The sequence below is a fragment of the Sphingobacterium sp. WOUb80 genome, assembly GCF_050058145.1.
Lineage (GTDB): Bacteria > Bacteroidota > Bacteroidia > Sphingobacteriales > Sphingobacteriaceae > Sphingobacterium.
The window spans coordinates 1,117,374-1,136,665 of sequence record NZ_CP165617.1; the positions used below are offsets into that span (position 1 = coordinate 1,117,374).

The window sequence follows — 19,292 nt, forward strand, 5'->3', positions numbered from 1 at the left end:
CGGTAGAGGTAAAATAACAGTACCCGAGAGTATCCAACTAATCTTGCGATTTATGATTTAGATCGAAGCCCAAAACTGGTTAACATTAAGGTATGAATATTCCCAACCTTTGAGCGGTTAGAGTGTTAATTTAATATTTAATTAACATAATTTTAATCTAATTTACACTGCTTAATATTCATTAACATTAGTTGTTGTTAGCTTTGAATTGATAAAAAAAGTAAACTTATGTTAAGGAAAGTAATATTTTATGGAATGGTCCTGATGGTGGGGGCCTCCATAGCTTCATGTTCAAAAGATGAAAAAACAGAATCGGAGTCAGGGGAGGTTATCGAAACCGGTACAGCGATAAACATTAGTTCGACATCAAAAAGTGGTCCGGTTGAAGGGAGCCAGGAGACTGGAGCAGACGACGATGATCTTGTTGCAAACTCCACTTTCAACAGTACTGTAAAGATAAACTTCGATGGCAATTCCGCTACTATAGAAAATCCAGTTTCCGGGGTTACTGTTACCCAATCTGGAGCTGATGTTGTTGTAAACTCTTCAGCAAGCGGTGTTGCCTATGAGCTTACAGGATCAACAACAAGTGGTTCATTCAAGGTCTATTCAGATAAAAAATTCAAGGTCACCTTAAATGCGGTCTCTATTACAAATAACGACGGGCCTGCAATCAATATTCAGTCGGGAAAAAGAGCATTTATTGTACTTGCGGACGGGACAGAAAACAAGCTTACAGATGCGGCTACGTATGCGACATCCATTGAAGATCAAAAAGGCACCATTTTCAGTGAAGGTCAATTGATATTTTCAGGGGCCGGCACACTAACTATTTCTGGCAAAACCAAACATGCCATAGCCAGCGACGATTATATACGGATTGTGGACGGTAATATTCAAGTTTTGGATGCTATTTCGGATGGCTTACACAGTAACGACGGCATTTATATTGATGGCGGGAAATTAAATATCGTGGCAAGTTCCGATGGTATTGAAGCTGAAAAAGGAAGGATTATCGTCAATGGAGGCGAAATCACCTTAAAAGTTGCTGACGACGGGATTGTCGCTTCCTACGAGGATGGAGACGCGACAATAATACCGGATGTAATTATAAATGGCGGAAAAATAAATATCGAAACCACTGGATCAGGAGGGGAGGGAATTGAAAGCAAGGCGACCCTCAGCATCAATAATGGTGAAATTTACATCAAAGCTATTGATGATGCTATCAACGCCGGGAAAGCAATTTATATCAATGGAGGAACAATCGTGGCCTATAGTACCACAAACGATGGCATAGATTCAAATGGAACGATGACTATTACTGGAGGACATATTTTTGCGATCGGTGCAAAGAGTCCAGAAGAAGGGTTCGATTGTGATAACAACACCTTTAAGGTTACCGGCGGACTTATGATCGGCGTGGGCGGATCCACAAGTTCCCCAACGGCAAGTGTTTCTACACAGCCTTCGGCTATTTTGAGTGGCGGCACTGCCAGCCAGATCTATAGTGTTCTTGACAAGGATAATAATGAGGTATTAACATTTAAATCGCCTGTTTCTTTTTCAACATTACTAGTCTCCAATGGAAGCTTTTCAGTAGGAGCGTCCTACAAGGCGGTAAGTGTATCTTCAGTTGCCGATGCCAATGCGTTTAACGGACTATACTTGGGTGGAAAATTTAGCAATCCAACGGTTACATCATCGTTTACATTATCAGCCATGGTCAATAATTTGGGCGGAAACCTAGGACCCGGTGGTGGAAGATAGAAAAGCAATTATTCTTTTAGTCGATATTGGAAAGTTTATCCGTAATACGTCAGGAATTGTCTTTTTTTAGTGTTTAAAATATGGTAAAATATTTATCAGGGCTGGATTACTCCGGCCTTTTTTCCGATATAAACGTTATTTTAGCACCCCTTTTTAAATTCTGCGGAATTTGTTAAAGAAAACCTTGAACCATTTGATGCGAGTTTGCCTGTTGTAGTGACTTGGGATTTTGGGGAAGAAATAGTAGTTAACATCAGCACAAGGGAGAAGGCCGATCTCCTCGCCATTATGAGTCGCATGCCAGGAGGCCATGATGATGCGAGGACAAGCGATAGTCTATAATAGGTTACGCCTGCTGCTGGTGAACTATAGCAAACTACTTTTCTTTTGCTTGTTCATAGGCAAAAGGTCATCTATGGGCGGAGACCCTTCAGTGATCTTTCAACTAACTGTAATAAATTATTTTTATTATAGTTAGTTGTAATAAAATGATGAATTAATGAAATCAAACTAATATCTAAGTGTTTTTATTTTAAATTCGAAAATGTATTACAGTGAGGGTATGTGATGATTATTGGTTAAATAGTATTGACTTCATATTTAAAGTGCTGTCTACGAATTCAATACCCTGAAGGCCTTTACTACCTTCTACCAATTCTAGCTCATTTGATTCTTCCAATAAATGTTGCAATAAATTCACATCTAAATTCTTTTTACCAACTATCAATTTCGAAATTCCTTTAATACCATTAGGATGATTAATTTTCGGTGGACGAGGATTGGGTGTATATGTCGACATCAAGAAGGGAAAATCGATTGAATGGGGGATGAGTAATTCCCACTTAAGCTTTTTTTCTGTTATATCCGTTCTTTTAGCTTTATGAAATTTAAAAGGAATCTTTTTTGTACGTAGCAACTTTTTTTGATCATTTAGGTTTACAAGTTTTGTTTCTAGGGACCATTCGCACCATCCTGTTTCAATTTCTTCCCATTTTTTAATTCGCTTCAAAATAGATTGATAACCAAATAGTTTCATAATCCATTTTACCCAGGATGCTAACTCCGAATTTTTGAACAATTCTATAAAAATACCTTCTTCAAACCATATTATAGCATTATAAGCCTTTTCAGGTTTGGTACCATATTCCACGATAAATCCCGCATTTTCCATTGATTTTACAGCTTTATGAAGGTCATCGACACGATATAGCACGTGACTGATTTGCATATTCCCATTCCATATGCGGTTCTTTTTTTGATACATTCTATACCATTATTAATCCATTATAAATATAATAGTGATCTTTTTATCCGAACAACCACTAGAAGGAGCAATATGTCCGTCAAAAGGAATAATTTAAATATGGACTTATCGGAAGATTTTCTTTTTGTCTAAAGGAGATATGAGTTAATGATTTGGATGTGTTGGTTGTTTGAATTTAACTGAATATCAATTTAGTGTTCACCTTTTAATTGACTAAAATAACACATACTTACTTCAATAAATGTTTTTTTTTTTGTTAAAATTTATTTCACTGTAAATAAGGGTGTTATCGGTTTTTATCGAAAATAAGTGATTTCTTGACTGGGGTTGGAGGCTGTTTATGCTATATATAAGTATGGAGAAAATAAGTCCGAAACTGTTAAAGAAGTATGTCGAAGGACGTGCGTCCGAAGAGGAATGCCTTTTGGTCGAGCAGTGGCTTGAAAAAGAGGATAACCTTTTTGAAGACACAAATGCGGATTTGATATATGATCAAGTACAGACAGCAAGTGCTACAAATTCAGCAGAGTTATGGCGCAATTTTATGATGCGCACTGAGGAAGGGATACGCCAGATCAAATTGTGGTGGTGGGGAACACGTGTTGTATTGACGCTATTGTTATTAACGTCCCTAGGAAGTATTTATCTAATACAGATGGAAGATCACAGTGCTGTTGTATTTGAACAACAATTGTTGACTTTGGAAGTTCCGAAAGGAAAATGTGTTAATCTCAAACTCAGTGATCATACAGAGATATGGGTTGAGGGTGGAAGTAAGTTGGTTTATCCAAAACAGTTTGTTTCAGACGAGCGACGGATATCACTTGAATATGGGCATGCTTTTTTACAGGTTGCTAAAGATCCGAGCAGACCCTTCTATTTACAGAGCGATGGTGCGCAAATAAAAGTCTTGGGAACGGCTTTCGATGTTAGCAACCGTTTAGGTCAGCATACAGTAACTGTTGCGCTTAAAGAAGGATCTGTGGAGTTCTCGGATCAAAAAGGTTTGTTGCAAAGAATGCAGCCCGGCGATAGGCTACGGTATAATAAAGTCGATAACAAGTTAGAAGCTTTCGAACAATATGATGTAGCGAATATTGGGCAGTGGACAGCAGGTAAATTAAACTTCTCGCAAACGCAGTTGGTTGACGCGCTAGCTCAGCTTGAAGACCGGTATCAGATTTCTTTCAAAATCAAGGACAGCTCATTGTTGAATCTGCCAGTGACCGGAAAATTTGAAAATATGCCACTTGCTCGCGTTTTATTTCTTTTAGGAGAGAGTACTGGACTAACCTTTAAACAACAAGAAAAAAATATTTTGGTAGATAGGTAGTAGGTAAGGAGTCTGTCATTAATCTGGCAGTCTCCTTTTTTTGACCTTATAATTATAATTAATCTAAATAAAATTAATATGTACAACCACATGGTCATAAGGTTTTTAACAAACTACCTTATGATGATTTTATTGCTAGTTCCATTCGTTGGATTAGGTCAGTCTATTCAGATTTCGGCCAAAGAAATAGCAGTTAAATCGCTGCTCGCAGAGCTTGAAAGCAAATCTAAAGTTAATTTCATTTATAGTGATCTTGGAAATGACCTTGAGAAGAAGATAAAGTTAACGAACCAGTCGGGCACCGTTCGTCAATTGTTAAATGATGTGGAGCGTCAAAGCGATTTACGGTTTACAATCAATAAACAAGATATCATTATCAGAAGATTAACCAAGTCAGAGCCCGGTGTTAAGCAGGTAAGTATTGAGGGAAGAGTTATTGAATCAGGGAGTACACTTGCTTTGGGTTATACCACTTTACAGTTAAGGTCAAAAAGAGATACCTCTCATGTCTACCGTACCGTAGCCGGGAGTGACGGTCGTTTTGTATTTGTAGCCGTAGCGAAAGGACAGTACATCTTGCAGGCATCCTATATTGGATATTTGTCCGATCGTAAAGAGCTCAACCTGCAGTCCAATCAGGATATTACAATGGTTTTAAAATCTGAAAACAGACTTGTCGAGGAAATTAATGTGACTGCGATGGAACAGAAGGGTATGGCGACATCTTCCGTCATTAAGCGGGAAGCCATTGAGCATATGCAGGCAACAAGTTTGACAGATTTGCTTTCGCTCTTGCCGGGTGGGCAGTCGGTTCCACCATCTTTGAATGCGCCCAATCTGATTCGTCTGCGTGAGGCTAATGCGCCAGTTGGTACTGATTATGCCATTTCCTCGCTAGGAACGCTATTTGTGATTGATGATATGCCTATCAGTACGGATGCTAATTTACAGGCGATGAATGTGGCCATATCTGGGACCGATCAGGGGGGAAAACAATATGTCAATGCGGGTATGGATATGCGTGGTATTATTACCGACAATATTGAAAAGGTTGAAATTATTAGAGGTATTCCTTCTGTGCGTTATGGAGATTTAACCAGTGGTGTTGTTAAAATCGACCGATTATTGCAACCACTTCCGCTGGAAGCACGTTTTAAACTCGATCAGTTTTCTAAACTCTTCGCACTTTCCAAAGGTGTAAAATTGGCCAAGAACTGGCTTGTTGTAGGAGACTTCACTTACCTCGATGGTAAAAGAAATCCTGTCAATCCCTTAGAAAATTATGATCGTTATACAGCTTCGTTGCGTGCTGAAAAGTATTGGGGGAAAAAAGACGAAAAACAGTTACGTTGGCGTTTGTCCGCAGATTATACAGGTCAGTTTGATGATTGGAAACAAGATGCCGAACAGCTTGCGGGGGATCTGTTTTTAGAGCAGGGGAAATACAGACTATCCTATAAATCAATGGGATTCAGTTCGCGGTTGTCATTAAAGCAACCAAAGAAAATACTAAGACAAATAGAATTCAATGCCAATCTAAAATATTCCATCGATTATATCTACCGGGAAATGTACCCCAATAATACACAAGAACGTGGTATTATACCTCTTTCGCTGACACCTGGTGTTTCCGAGGCTATTGTCTTACCGGGAAAATATAAGGCAACACATGAAGTAGACGGCCGGCCTTTCAATGCATTTGCTACCTTACGCGGTGATTTAGCCTTTCATACCGGATTTCTAGCGCACAATGGCCAAATTGGAACAGAATGGCGCATGGACAAAAACTATGGTGCCGGTCAGCTATTTGATATCGCCCGTCCGATCAACAATAGCTTTGGCGTGCGTCCTTATCGATTCGACCGTATTCCGGCTAACCAGCACTTTTCTTATTATGTCGAAGATAGAATAAGACTCCCCAAAATCGCGGGTAGTCAATTGCATATACAGGCAGGATTGCGAGGTGGGATGATGCTTAACCTGGATAAAGCGTATAGCCTAAATGGCAAGATTTATAATGATCCGCGTGTCAATATACAGTTGGCACTTCCTGCTATCCGAGTACAGGGATCCCCCCTGAATTTTACCCTTACGGGAGGAATTGGATGGCTCAGTAAGATGCCGACCATGTCTATGCTTTATCCGGATATCGTCTATCAGGATTTTGTCGAGTTCAAGCATAATAATGTCAAACCCGAATATAGCTACAGCCAATTGCGCACCTACATCGAAGATCGCGTCAATTATAATCTATCCTATACGCGAAACAAGAAGAAAGAGTTACGGGTAGATGCGGAGTGGAAAGGGCACTTGTTCTCTGTTACCCTTTTCGACGAGTTGCTTACAAATGGTTTTCGTAGCATGGATGAACCCAAAGCGTACTATTACCAATATTACGGCATGCTCAATGTACCTACTTATGGACAAAGGCCAGATCTGACCAATATGCCTTACGAAGAACGAACCGTATTTCGTGGTGTGACCAGACGTACCAATGGTAGTCAGCTTTCAAAACAAGGAATGGAATTTACGTTCACTACACCCCGTTATCCGGGGATTGCGACGAGGTTTACACTGAATGGTGCATATTTTAAAAATGGCTACCAAAATAGCCTGCCCATGTGGTTTTTAGGCAGTAGCCGAAATAATCCTGTTGTTGATGGTGTTATTGTTTTTGACAATTATGCCGCTTATTATCCCAATTGGCAGGATGGTTTCGACCGTAGTCGGACGAGCACTAGTTTTACAGCAGATACTTATATCAAACAGCATGGTTTGACCCTGTCGTTGACAGCCGAAACATACTGGAAGGGAAAGAATGACCAGTACGCAAACAATCCAGAATATCCGTCCTATTATCTGACGACGGATAATGTATTGCACCCTTATACAGAAGCAGATAAATCACATCGATACCTACAATATTTGTTCTATCCTGACGAGTATTCTGGAATTTACTTGGACAATAAATCTTTGACCACTTTACATTTCAGAGGAAGTAAAGATTTTGGCAAATGGCTAAGGCTTTCGCTCTTTGTCCTCAATTTTGCCGATATCACCCCGCATTACAACAATTATCAAGGGGTGCGGGTCAAAGATGCAAGTACGGCGCCTTATTTCGGCATGGAACTCAAACTTAAACTTTAATCGCTATCAATACTATGAAATACCCCTATATCTTATCCTTTTGCTTGTATCTATTGCTCAGTTTAGTGGCTTGTACAGACAAATTCGGAGAGCTCCAGTACACGCATCTTTCCTTCGTCGTGGATACAAGCAAATTGCAATTGCCAGGCAATGCAGCTATCAGTTTTACAGATGCCGAGCTGAGCACGGAGGATCAAAATCGTTGGAATGAAATGCTAACGTATAGCATTCAAGACATCAAAGCAGGTATCAGATTTAAAGTCGGCTACTATAATAAGATGCGTTTTACGGCTCAATTGCATTATACCGAAAATGGTGAGACAGTCAGTTTTCCGGTGTCTTGCTATCTGAACAATATTTCTACAGCCCAAAATATGATTAACCCAGAGGTTGAAGGTAAACTGCCTCTAGAAAGGAGCAAACCATGAAACGGATATTCATGTTAACCATTGGATTTGGTTGTTTACAAGTTGTTTACGCACAAGACAGTATCAGGAACGATTTGTTAAATCGGAGCTTTCAGCGCTATTCGCCCACGCTTGAACTACAGCTAAGCCAAGATCTGAATCCAGCTTTGAAATTTTATTTATGGGATTTTTCCCGTACTGAAATGGCTGTTAACGTAGGAGAGGAAAAACAGGATAAAGCTCTTGTGCAACAGCTAGGCAAAGGGCATACGCGCTATGGATTAGACATTTCTTCTTTTCTTGCACCAAAGGAAAATACAAGAGCTTGGGGTAAAGCATCTTATGAAAGTGCCCAACATAAGGGGATCAATATGAATGTAACGTCAGATTATGAGCGCGTCTATCCCTATATCACCGCAGATACCTTAGGACCGGCAGATCAAAAAGGAGAGACCTATATTTTTTCAGGGGGTTATGCCCAAAATAAGGGTAACTATCTATGGGGAATCGAGGCTTCGATTCGCAATCAGCAAGAGTATCGGCAAAAAGACCCTCGCCCCCGCAATCGGATTAGCGATATGCAAGTGGAGTTGGGAGTGGGGTACCGTTTCAACGAGCAATATACCATCGGATTATCAACAGGGTTTGCCGCTTATAAGCAGGCGCATACAATTTCCATGCTGTCTGATGAGCGGTTGAGAATTACAACCCCACTTTATAATATGACAGGCTTGGCCACAGCGTTTTCGCCTGTTAACTCGTCTTCCTATTCATATACAGCCAAAACCTGGACTTTAGGGCTGGATATCTATCCCAGCGGGAATAGGGGGTGGATAGGTCATCTGGGTTACCGATTTGATAACCTGAACAAAAGTATTGGTGCCAGTGGCGGAGATAGCGGTGATCTAAACGGAGTAAGATCGGCCTCTGCACTTAATGATATCCTCAATCGGAAAGAGGATCTTATAGAGGCACGGGCAGGTTGGATTGATAAAAAGTACGATCAAAGTTGGTTAGCGCAGGTGAAATACACCTATCGGCATCGCATTGGATCAGAGGCATTGATTGCAAGTTCATTACAGGAGATTGTTGGTGTAACGACCAATCGAACAACGATGGGTATGGCACCTTATTACCGGGAAAATAATACGCAGATAGCGGTTGAAGGGACTTATGAAAAGGGGGCACAAAAGCGTTGGCATATTAAACCTGCTTTTGTGTATACAAAAAATGAGGCGGACTATTTTGATCCGGCGCGCTATATGAACTACGAGCGTTTGCGCTATGGTACGCAGCTGGGTATGTCCTGGTTGGGCCGAAAACACATGACACAAGTATTACTGGAGGGAACTTTCGATCAGTCTCTTTCTTCGGGGATCAATATCGAGAATACCTTTGGTCAGCTCAGCGCAAATAATACCATTCAATACGGACTGTTTAATAGGCATGCCCCACAGGCAGAGCTATCCAATTATCGTTTCCTGTCGACCAATAATACACAGCTTTCAGTATCAATGCGCTGGGAGTGGCAATTGCTCAATAAGAAAGCCTTGTTTTTACAGCCAAGAATGCAGCGGGGTTGGTATGTAGATCAGGTCAGGACCAGTTTTTATGAGGTACGTATTGGCTTGATCCTGTAAAGTAGCGCACAAATCAACAATTCAAAAAAATAAAAAAATACATAATCAAACATTAATTAAAACAATGAAAAAGTCAACGATGATTTATGCCTTGTTGGTCACAGGACTGTTTGCAGCCTGTAAAAAAGATGATATAGGCAAAGCTCCCGAAGAGCAAAAGACGGATCAGGTTAATTTCAGATTTACGGCCGCCAATGGAGGTCCAAGCTTCCGTACAGGACATACTGCCGAAGATGATAAATTGAGCGTGACCTGGTTGACCGGCGATAAGATCGGTTTGTTTAGCGTGGTCAACAACGATACCAAGAATGCCAATACGGCTTTCTCCATCAAAGCGGCATCCGATATTACCAATAGTGGTAAAAATGCCATTTTCTCGGGCGAGCTTGCTCAAAGTGCCGATTGGGACATGGATTTCTACGCTTACTATCCGCATGCGACACTAGAAACAGCGGATGTTAAAAAAATCCCTGTTTCCATAGCTGACCAAACGATTGATGGTAAAGCTTCCAAGCATTTGGCTAAGTATGATATTTTGGTAGCAGATCCATTAAAAGGTGTCAAAGCTGGCGCGGAAAATACGCAGCTCAATTTCAAACATGTCATGGCCATCGCGGATTTAAAAATAAGCCTGCCGACAGGTGCCGAAGCACAACAGATCAAGCAAATCAGATTTCAACGTGCCGATGGCAAGCTGATTGGAGTAAATGGTACACTTGATATTAGTGCAGCCACCGAAGCGGACCGTTTGAAAATTACGTCGACCGAAGCAGAGCAGCTCTGGACACAGACAACAAAGGTAGAAAATGTTAATCTCGCTGCCGGAGAGTCATTCCAGGCACAAATTGCGATGCTTCCTGCCGACTGGAGCAGTGAAACCATCTCGATTTATGTCGATACAGACAAAGGTACCTATCAATTTGACAAGACGAATATCAAAACCGAGGCCGGAAAAAGATACACAAGCGAGTTGAAACTGGAGAACAGGCTGGTTGCCAAAGTTGGTGATTTCTATTATGCTGATGGAAGTTGGTCGACAGATTTGGACAGCAAGAAGAAAGTAGTGGGTGTAGTGGTGTATACGGGACAAAAAGGTGGGGCGACCAATGGGTTTGTCGCCTCATTGGAAGATGTTGATAATGGTCAGTTTGGCAAACTATCACTTTTCAATATTCCTGAAATTGTAGGTGCTACATGGAAAGGTATTGGTGCTGGTGAAGAAGAAGACTGGGACGGACAGGCGCATAGCAAGGCGGTTGCTGCCAAGCGTACGGAAGAGGGCTATAAAGACATGAACTTTATACTACAATCGTTGGATTACGCACCAGCTGGAATTACGAGTGGACCAGCAGTAAAAGGGAACTGGTATACACCAGCTATTAATCAGCTTTCCATTGCGTTCACAAAGGACATTAATGCTATTGAGCTTAGTTTGCTACGTATTGGCGGTACCACGTATAGCGGTAAAGAATATGCGAGTAGTACAGAGACTTATGTTGAAAATAGCCAGCTAAATGACGCTAAGCGATCTGTCCTGACTTCCGGGCACAATGCCGGTTTAATTGCTGGTGAAGTTGCAATAGCTTCATCTATCCGTTTTGATCGGTATAGCTTCCCGATACGACCTTATTTAACATTTTAATAGAAAGTAAATAAAAACACTATTCCGGATGCCACAAGGATAGTATGTTTCTGAAACAGTAATATATATAGAAAAATGAAAAGAAATCAATTATTCCGTTTAGCAGCATTAGGCCTGCTCGTCAGTACAATGGCAGTAACATCCTGTCAGAAAGATGTTATTTCGCTCGAAGCGGTGGATCAGACCGAAGCATTGGCAAAAGCCAATCTAAAAACATACAATTTAAATTTCAGTCTCTCTCCTAAATTGGCAGGTAAAGAGCTCTTGGGGGCACGTGCTATTTTTAAAAATACAGCTACGGGAGAGACCTTTACGGTAAATGCACAGTCTACAACTTCGTTGACAGCCGAACTTCCCGAAGGATCTTATGAAGCGGAGATCTCCGGTTATATCAAACAAAATGTCAAAGGCAAAGAAAAGAATACACGTGTTAGTGCGATTCAGAAAGTCGGTCCTTCGTTCCGTAGTGCAGCAAATTCGGCTGCTTTGTTGACCCTTTCTGCCAACCCATTTGCCGATTTAAAAATCGAGGAGATCTATTTCCCGGGTTCAGGTACCAGTATTCGTGACCAATTCTTCAAAATTACCAATACTGCTGCGGTAAATGTTGATCCAAGTGGACTTGTTATTATGGAGGGCTCTTTTTTAAATACCACACAGCGCGTATATACCCCTTCCATTATCGACACGGCTTTTGCGATTAATGCGATCTGGCAGATAGGTGATAATGCTGACCCTATTCCGCGAAATAATGGATATATAAGCCTCGTTAATCAGGCGCAAGACCATTCCGGCGGTCTGGATCTCTCAGGTGCTGATTTTGAATGGTATAGTCCAGGAGCGGGTAATGATCTGGATAATCCGCAGGTCGCTAATTTGGAAATTATATTCAGCTATACACCAGCAATATGGGTGTTGCACAATAGAGGTTTCCGCAGTTATGCAATTGGTTATCTAGGTACGACAAAAGCTGACTTTTTGCAAAACTATAAGTATGGACCAACTTATCCAAGACCAGGCGATACCGCAGGTACTAATCCAATGGTGGTGGTCAATACCTATGCTTTCCCAAATAGTTGGATCGCAGACGGCGTCAATCTAAGTCCGACTGGCAATTGGGAGTGGAATACGCTTTACAATACTATTGATGCAGGGTATACAGGTATCGATGCAGACAATGGCCGTTTTGGTAAGAGTGTAAAACGCAAGAAAGTGGGTAATATTTTACAAGATACCAATAATTCGACGAACGACTTTACATATGGTGGCAGCACGGCAGTTGCGCCTTAACCTAATCGTTTTTTGAAACACCTTATCCTTAGGCATCCGGATAGGTTGTTTTCAAACGATATTTTAACGGCGGGGATTTCCTGCAATCCCGCCGTTTAGATTGGCAGGACAGAATAAAATAAAGATATTTTTAAAGGATACATACAATGAAAAAAATAATATATACAGTGGCTTGCCTGATGCTATTGATGGGCATGTCTTGTAGCAAAAGTGAAGACGCGGCGCAGGTCGGAATCCAGCAATTGTCATTGCCAGGCACCTTAAGCCTTGCAGTAGCAAATACAGCACAGCTAACAGCAACAACTTCTCCCGCTAATGTGACGCGTCCTTATCAGTTGACATGGAGTAGCGATAACGAGGCGGTTGCTACGGTAGATCAGAATGGTAAGGTGACCGCAGTTGCAGCCGGCACAGCAAATATACGAGCACAGGTGTATGAAAATGGGGAAGCACAAAAAATTGCGGCAGCCACGGTTGTTACAGTCAAAAGCTTTACAATGACGCTAGATAAAGCCACCGGAACACTTGAAATAGGGGCGACAGAGACGCTTAAACCGACCGTATCTCCTGAAGGAGCTACCTATACGCTGCAATGGACCAGTTCGGCAGAAACTATTGCCTCTGTCAATGAGCAGGGCGTAGTAACAGCACGCAATGTCGGCGAGGCGACAATAACAGCTAAAGTAAAAGAGCAGCCCTCGGTGTTGGTTACGTATAAAGTTACCGTTGGTGCAGGCGAAGTGAATCCTGGAGCCGGTGTCGGTGATATACCCAACGGCGGAAATTGGTAATTGTTTAAAAATCATTCATCCGGGGAAAATTAAAGTTGTTTTTCCCGGATGAAATAAAATATAGAAAAATGAATATGGAAATTTTGATAGCCTCTTTGGCAAGTAATGGACATCGCGTGACAACACAGCGCGTGCACATCATGAATTACCTGTGGCAGAAGAATATCATTTCAAATATCGATGACCTGTATGTGGAACTTCGAACAAAACAGCTGGTAAGCTGGGCGACGGTTTATTCTACGATTAAATTATTATGTGAGCTCGGTTGGTTACAATTACATGGTTCAGACGCAGGCGATAAATATTATAGCTGGATAAAGAAGTAGCATGTTTTTCGCTGTTTCGAGCGAGATTGAAGCTGTTTAGTTCGGGAGGCGCGGCAAAAAAAATAGAAAGAAATGAGATCATTACGATATATACCAATACTGCTTCTTATGCATATTTGCAGTAAATCCAATGCGCAACAACAAGCCACTATATTGGAGAAGCCTTATTCCTTCATTATTGCCGATGGTGAAATCAGCAGACTACAACAGCGTAATGACACCTTGGAATGGCTGCACGGTCGGCTGTATGATGTTTCACAAACGAAAAATCTCATTGCATTAGAATGGGAGGTCAGTAAACAGTACAAGATCCGCACATCACAGCATAAAGACAGTTTATGGTATCTCGTGTTGGAAAGACTGGATAGTATCCCCTTATCAACAGATCCGTTGCCGGAAGACCGTTTCTCGGTCATTGCCCTACATCAGGGGAATGGGCAGCAGGTAGGGATAGTACAGCTTGCGATTGGGCTAAATGAACAGGCTTTAGACAGTACGGTGAGTAGCGTCATCGACCACAAAGAATTGTTCTTTACCACTTATTTCGGCGATGCGCAATGGAAAGTATTTGGTTCGTTTCGCGCAATTGAAACAAAAGATGATGCACTTCAGATCCGCGAAAAACTACAGTCGAACGAAGTGAAAGATTGGCTACGGCTTTATGAAAGCAATGCGGTGAAAGAAATATATGGGACGGGTCTGATGACTGAGTTGCTCAACAGGATAAGCATCGCCATGGGATACAATCCCATCGGAGCGTCTAAGATTTTGCAGCATCTCCATCAAGAATAGGCAGAGATAATAATCCCTGCTTATCCAAAAATGTGAAAAACTCAAAATCTCTATAGAATAAAAAATAACGTGAATAGAAATAGCATATTTATACTTTGGGCTTTGCATATTGCACCTTGTTGTATAAGCCTCGTTCAGGCGGGGACATCTACTTTGGGTGTAAAAGCATTGATTGGAGATAATCAACAATATCCTGTATCCGCTCGTATAATAACTGGCAATGGAGTTTCGCTGTCAGGAGTTTCCATTACGGAAAAGGGTACAAAGAATCGAATTGTATCTGCACAGGATGGAACATTCCGATTACTGGTCAGCTCCTCTGAATCAGTTGTTGTATTATCTTACGTCGGTTATAGCCCACAAGAATATACCGCAGATAGGGTACCAAAACAAATTGTTTTAACTCCTGACGCGCAGTCTCTTGAGCAGGTTGTTGTCACGGGATATCAAAAATTGGACAAAAGCCGATTTACTGGATCCGTAAGTCAAGTTGACAAAGCAACGATAGATCGATCGGGCTATGTCGACGTTTCGCGCATGTTGCAGGGCTCGGCTGCCGGTGTCAGCGTACAAAATGTGTCTGGAACATTTGGGTCAACTCCAAAAATCCGGATCAGGGGAAATGCCTCCATAAGTGCCAATCAGGAACCCTTATATGTCCTCAATGGCGTACCTATCACATCGCCAGCAAACGTCAGCGTTAGCCAGTTGTATTCGGGTGATCCGGCGTCGATGCTCGGGTCTGCGATTGCGGGCCTCAACGCGCAGGATATTGAAGATATCGTTATCCTCAAAGATGGTGCGGCAACATCGCTCTATGGTACCAGAGCCGCTAATGGTGTTATTTCGATCCGTACCAAAACTGGCAAACCGGCAAGTAAGCCTACCGTAAATTTTAATACAGCCATCTCAATAGGTCAAAAGCCGACAATAAGTAAATACAACCGGATGAACGCTGCACAGGAAATGGATCTCTATAAAGAACTTTTTGACCGGGGTTATTTCTCCAATAACAATTGGCCAAGTATGACCGGAGCTTTTACGGATGCTTACAGACGGTATGCCCTACGGGAAATTAATCAGGAGCAGGCTTATGAGGAACTCAACCGTTCGGCTCAGGTGAATACAGATTGGTTTGGTACATTATTCCGAAATAATATCCTGCAGGAGCATAGCCTTTCGTTCTCGGGTGGAAAAAAACGCGTTAGCTATTACCTGTCGGGAAGCTATGCCAAAGACGACGGTCAGGCAATAGGCTATGATATGGATCGGATTACAGCAAATCTGCAGACAGGTATTCAAGTGACCGATGCTTTTCATATTGACGTCAATGCCAATTTGAGTGCACGCAATCAGTTGGCACCGGGTACTTATAATAGCGGCACGCTTTATTCTGACGTAACACGTAACTTTGAAATCAATCCGGCCATATATGCGATGAGTGCCAGCCGTGCGATGTACCCTTATCAGGCAGACGGGAATTATAAATACTACCTCAATAATTATGCACCGTTTAATATTATTGAAGAGCTGAAAGAAAACTTTACTGAGCTAAAAAGTAATGAAATACGTTTTCAATTGCGGCCAAGCTACCAGCTGCTTCCGACGCTTCGATACGAATTAACGCTAGCTTATCAGGCGAGTCATTCAGATACAGATCATATCGTCACTGAAAAATCCAATGTAGCCAACGCTTATCGAGTGGACTACAATGATGTACTGCGCGAAGAAAATGAGTTGCTCTATCGCGATCCAACAGATCCCTATGCATATTATCAGACCATACTACCCGAGGGTGGATTTTTATATGCCAATCGATACCGGGGTAAGATGTATCATATGAGGCATTCACTCAACTTCAAGAAGAATTGGGCCTTACATGCCCTGGATGCTACAGCGGGCTTCGAATGGAACCACGATCGCACTGATCGTACCTACAGGAAGGGTATTGGCTACCGACACTATGATAGTGGCACCATCAACCCAAGCGAATTAGCACTAATGCAAGTCGCACAGACCGGAGAGCGGCTTTATGAGGAAACCTTCAAAAATCAATATTTGATCGGTTATTATGTATCCGCGCAGTATGCTTTAAAAAACCGCTATAATCTGGAAGCAGGCGGACGTTTAGATGCCAGCAATATGTTTGGAAAAAGGGCTCGCTCAAAATTTCTGCCTAATTATAGCCTTGGACTTTCGTGGAATGTCGAACGCGAATCATTTATGCAGCCGCTGCTCGCTTCGGGTGCGTTGCAATACCTAAAACTAAGGGGAAGCTACGCCTTGCGTGGTAATGCCTATCAAACATCGCCACAGCGCTATGCCAAGTACTTTCAAAAAGTTCGTTTGGACAATGCCAATAGCGAACAGATCATAGACATCCTGTCGCCAGAATTGTACAATCTGAGCTGGGAAAAAGATTATATAGGCAATTTAGCCTTAGAAGTGGGGCTATGGAATAAAATTGATGTTGTTGCCGAAGCATACCAGCGAAAAAATAAAGATCTCATCAGCGAAGCCGCGGTCGCGCTCGAAGAAGGATTTGGTACCAAAGTAATCAATTTCGCGTCCATGAAAAATACAGGCATTGATATTACGATCGGTTTAAAAAATTTACTTTCATCGCCAGATTGGCATTGGAATATGCAAGGAGTGTATGGTTTTGTACGCAATAGAGTCACTGATGGTGAGCTCCAATCATCCTTACTGACACAGATAACGCGTGCCAATGGTTATCCGCTAAAAGGTTACCCCCTTGAAGGCCTCTATGCCTATCAATACAGCCAGTTGGATCTCAATGGGCGGCCTGTTTTTTCAAATAATGGTCGGAGCGTTCAAGGTATAAGCCCCAGCGCGCAAGACCGAGGACTTATCCGCTATATTGGTTCGCGGCAACCCTTGGGTACAGGTTCATTTTCAAATACAATTGGGTATAAAGGATTCGAAATGCGCATATTCTTTACTTTTTCCCATGGAAATCATGTGTTTATGCAGCCTATTGCGGCACGTAGTTATAGCGATAATGTATCTAGTCCTGCAGATCTGGCTTATCGTTGGCGTGGACCTGGGGATGAATCTTATACCGATATCCCGGGTATCCTGAGCAGTATCGAACGTCTTCACCTAGCCACCGTGTCGCAGATTGACGAACTCGCGTACAATAGAAGTGACCTGCGTGTAGCCGATGCCAGTGTGCTGCGGCTTTCTGAATTGATGCTATCGTATGAATTGCAACAAGATCTACTGAAGAGTGTTGGTGGACTAAAAAGAGCGCGATTGAGTTTATCGGGTAATAATTTAAAATACTGGGCTAGTAAAAAGCTGAATGGGATGGATCCCGAATTGTTGCTTACCGGTGTAGCTCTACCGAACCCCGTAAGCTATTCTTTACGAATTACAGCTGGATTTTAATATTTAGAAACAAGAAAGATTGTTTTAGCAATGAGAAAACTATATTATTTACTGCTGCTATGCGTCCTACTACAAATTTCGTGCTCGCATGTGTTAGACGAGCCCTACGACAGTCGGATAGCGCTTAGTACCCTTTCCGATTATCGAGCTCTGCTTTCGCAAGCCTATCCAGAGCGTCAGGATTTATTTACTGATATCTTAACCGACGACTATCACCATTATGCAGGTTCGATTCAGGCCAATCTGATTCCTACCTATGTACCGCTATATCTTTGGGAGGATGATTATGAAGAGGGCGTCAGGGCTACTCCAGCCGCAGCTTATGCGCATTATTATGAAAAGATTTATTTGGCCAATACCGTTATCGCAGAAGTGATGAAAACGCAAGGTGAAACGGTAGAAAAAGAGGCCCTTTTAGGCGAAGCTTTATGTGTACGGGCCTATGCTTATTTCTCTTTGGTGAATCTATTCTCAAAACATTACAATGTACAGACCTCAGGTAGTGATCCGGGTGTGCCATTGATACTTGATGTTCCGACAGAAAGCAAACCAAGCTTTCATCGGGCGACTGTAGCTCAAGTATATGAGCAGATTGAGTCTGATATGAAACAAGGGCAACAATTGATGGAGAAAAACGCTACATTTCTATCCGCCAATCCGTATCATTTTTCCCTAGCTTCTGTGTACGCCTTCTTTTGTCGTTTATATCTCTACCAGGAGAAATGGGAGCAATGTATTTCCTATGCCGATCGTTCACTACAAATTTCAGGAGGGCAGATCCGAGATCTAACAGCAGACATACAAGTCTGGAAAAGTTATGATATAGCTTATTTTGCGCAGGAATTTATGAATCCCGCCACACATAAAAATATTCTTTTGGCTAGTCAAAGCGAATCTTTTTTAACGAGACCAACAGGATTTAGACTCTGTGGATTTTACCCGAGTCATCAATTGTATTATGGATTTCCAAAAAATGATCTCCGTTTTGGACTTTTTAGTGCGGGGGGCACCGTAATAGATAGCATTACAAACTATGTGAAATATGCGCAACAGCCTAATCAGCCTAATGTTGGCGTAGCACGTTACGAATGTTTTACAAATGAAGAAGTACTGCTCAACCGGGCCGAAGCATTACTAAAGCAAACCGTACCTAACCGGATGGCTGCGCTGGAAACAGTAGAACAGCTGCGCAAAAAGCGGATTACACCATACAGCATTTTGGACGCCAGTACCCTTAGTCTCGAAGAACTGGAAGATCTTGTACTTGACCAACGTCGAAAAGAGTTTTTAGGTCAGGGCATGCGCTGGTATGATATTAAGCGATTGAGGCTTTCTGTAAGCCATCGTTTGATACGTACAAGTCCAACACCTGATGCGGTACTCACAGCAGATGATCCCCGTAAAGCAATACAAATTCCGTTGACTGCAAGAATTGGGAACCCGGTATTGGTAAATGAATTAAATCCGCGCTAAAAAATA

13 protein-coding genes are annotated in these 19,292 nt (G+C 42.0%); 12 read left to right on the forward strand and 1 reads right to left on the reverse strand.

The window, feature by feature from the left end:
- Positions 1-228 precede the first annotated feature (228 nt).
- Positions 229-1,770: a carbohydrate-binding domain-containing protein gene (locus AB1Z56_RS04410; protein WP_426791205.1), complete on the forward strand. Its 1,542-nt coding sequence runs from the start codon at positions 229-231 to the stop codon at positions 1,768-1,770.
- Between the two features lie 571 nt (positions 1,771-2,341).
- Here AB1Z56_RS04410 and AB1Z56_RS04415 read toward each other — a convergent pair.
- Positions 2,342-3,034, reverse strand: coding sequence for a VOC family protein (locus AB1Z56_RS04415; protein WP_309361042.1), 693 nt, complete (start codon positions 3,032-3,034; stop codon positions 2,342-2,344).
- A 355-nt stretch (positions 3,035-3,389) separates the two neighbouring features.
- Between AB1Z56_RS04415 and AB1Z56_RS04420 the strand changes: the two genes are divergently transcribed.
- The 11 genes from AB1Z56_RS04420 (at position 3,390) to AB1Z56_RS04470 (ending at position 19,286) form a co-directional block, all read left to right on the forward strand.
- On the forward strand, positions 3,390-4,367 hold the full coding sequence (locus tag AB1Z56_RS04420) for a FecR family protein (RefSeq protein ID WP_426791206.1): 978 nt from the start codon (positions 3,390-3,392) through the stop codon (positions 4,365-4,367).
- A gap of 120 nt (positions 4,368-4,487) precedes the next feature.
- Positions 4,488-7,514 (forward strand): TonB-dependent receptor plug domain-containing protein, encoded by a 3,027-nt coding sequence (locus AB1Z56_RS04425; RefSeq protein WP_426791207.1) that lies wholly within the window; start codon positions 4,488-4,490, stop codon positions 7,512-7,514.
- Positions 7,515-7,528: 14 nt separating this feature from the next.
- Entirely contained in the window at positions 7,529-7,942 is a 414-nt protein-coding gene (locus AB1Z56_RS04430; RefSeq protein ID WP_426791208.1) for a hypothetical protein, read from the forward strand.
- On the forward strand, positions 7,939-9,561 hold the full coding sequence (locus AB1Z56_RS04435) for a DUF6850 family outer membrane beta-barrel protein (protein ID WP_426791209.1): 1,623 nt from the start codon (positions 7,939-7,941) through the stop codon (positions 9,559-9,561). Before AB1Z56_RS04430 ends, AB1Z56_RS04435 begins: the two co-directional genes overlap by 4 nt.
- Before the next feature lie 64 nt (positions 9,562-9,625).
- Complete coding sequence (locus tag AB1Z56_RS04440; RefSeq protein ID WP_309361032.1) at positions 9,626-11,203, forward strand: fimbrillin family protein; 1,578 nt, start codon at positions 9,626-9,628, stop codon at positions 11,201-11,203.
- Between the two features lie 75 nt (positions 11,204-11,278).
- Positions 11,279-12,493 (forward strand): DUF4876 domain-containing protein, encoded by a 1,215-nt coding sequence (locus tag AB1Z56_RS04445; protein ID WP_426791210.1) that lies wholly within the window; start codon positions 11,279-11,281, stop codon positions 12,491-12,493.
- A gap of 146 nt (positions 12,494-12,639) precedes the next feature.
- Positions 12,640-13,284: an Ig-like domain-containing protein gene (locus tag AB1Z56_RS04450; protein ID WP_426791211.1), complete on the forward strand. Its 645-nt coding sequence runs from the start codon at positions 12,640-12,642 to the stop codon at positions 13,282-13,284.
- Between the two features lie 74 nt (positions 13,285-13,358).
- Entirely contained in the window at positions 13,359-13,610 is a 252-nt protein-coding gene (locus tag AB1Z56_RS04455) for a transcriptional repressor (RefSeq protein ID WP_426791212.1), read from the forward strand.
- 72 nt (positions 13,611-13,682) lie between these two features.
- The gene (locus AB1Z56_RS04460; protein WP_426791213.1) at positions 13,683-14,402 is read left to right on the forward strand and encodes a hypothetical protein; all 720 of its coding nucleotides are present in this window, start codon (positions 13,683-13,685) and stop codon (positions 14,400-14,402) included.
- Positions 14,403-14,471: 69 nt separating this feature from the next.
- Positions 14,472-17,813 (forward strand): SusC/RagA family TonB-linked outer membrane protein, encoded by a 3,342-nt coding sequence (locus AB1Z56_RS04465; protein WP_426791214.1) that lies wholly within the window; start codon positions 14,472-14,474, stop codon positions 17,811-17,813.
- A gap of 30 nt (positions 17,814-17,843) precedes the next feature.
- Positions 17,844-19,286, forward strand: coding sequence for a RagB/SusD family nutrient uptake outer membrane protein (locus AB1Z56_RS04470; RefSeq protein WP_426791215.1), 1,443 nt, complete (start codon positions 17,844-17,846; stop codon positions 19,284-19,286).
- The last annotated feature ends 6 nt before the right edge of the window (positions 19,287-19,292 follow it).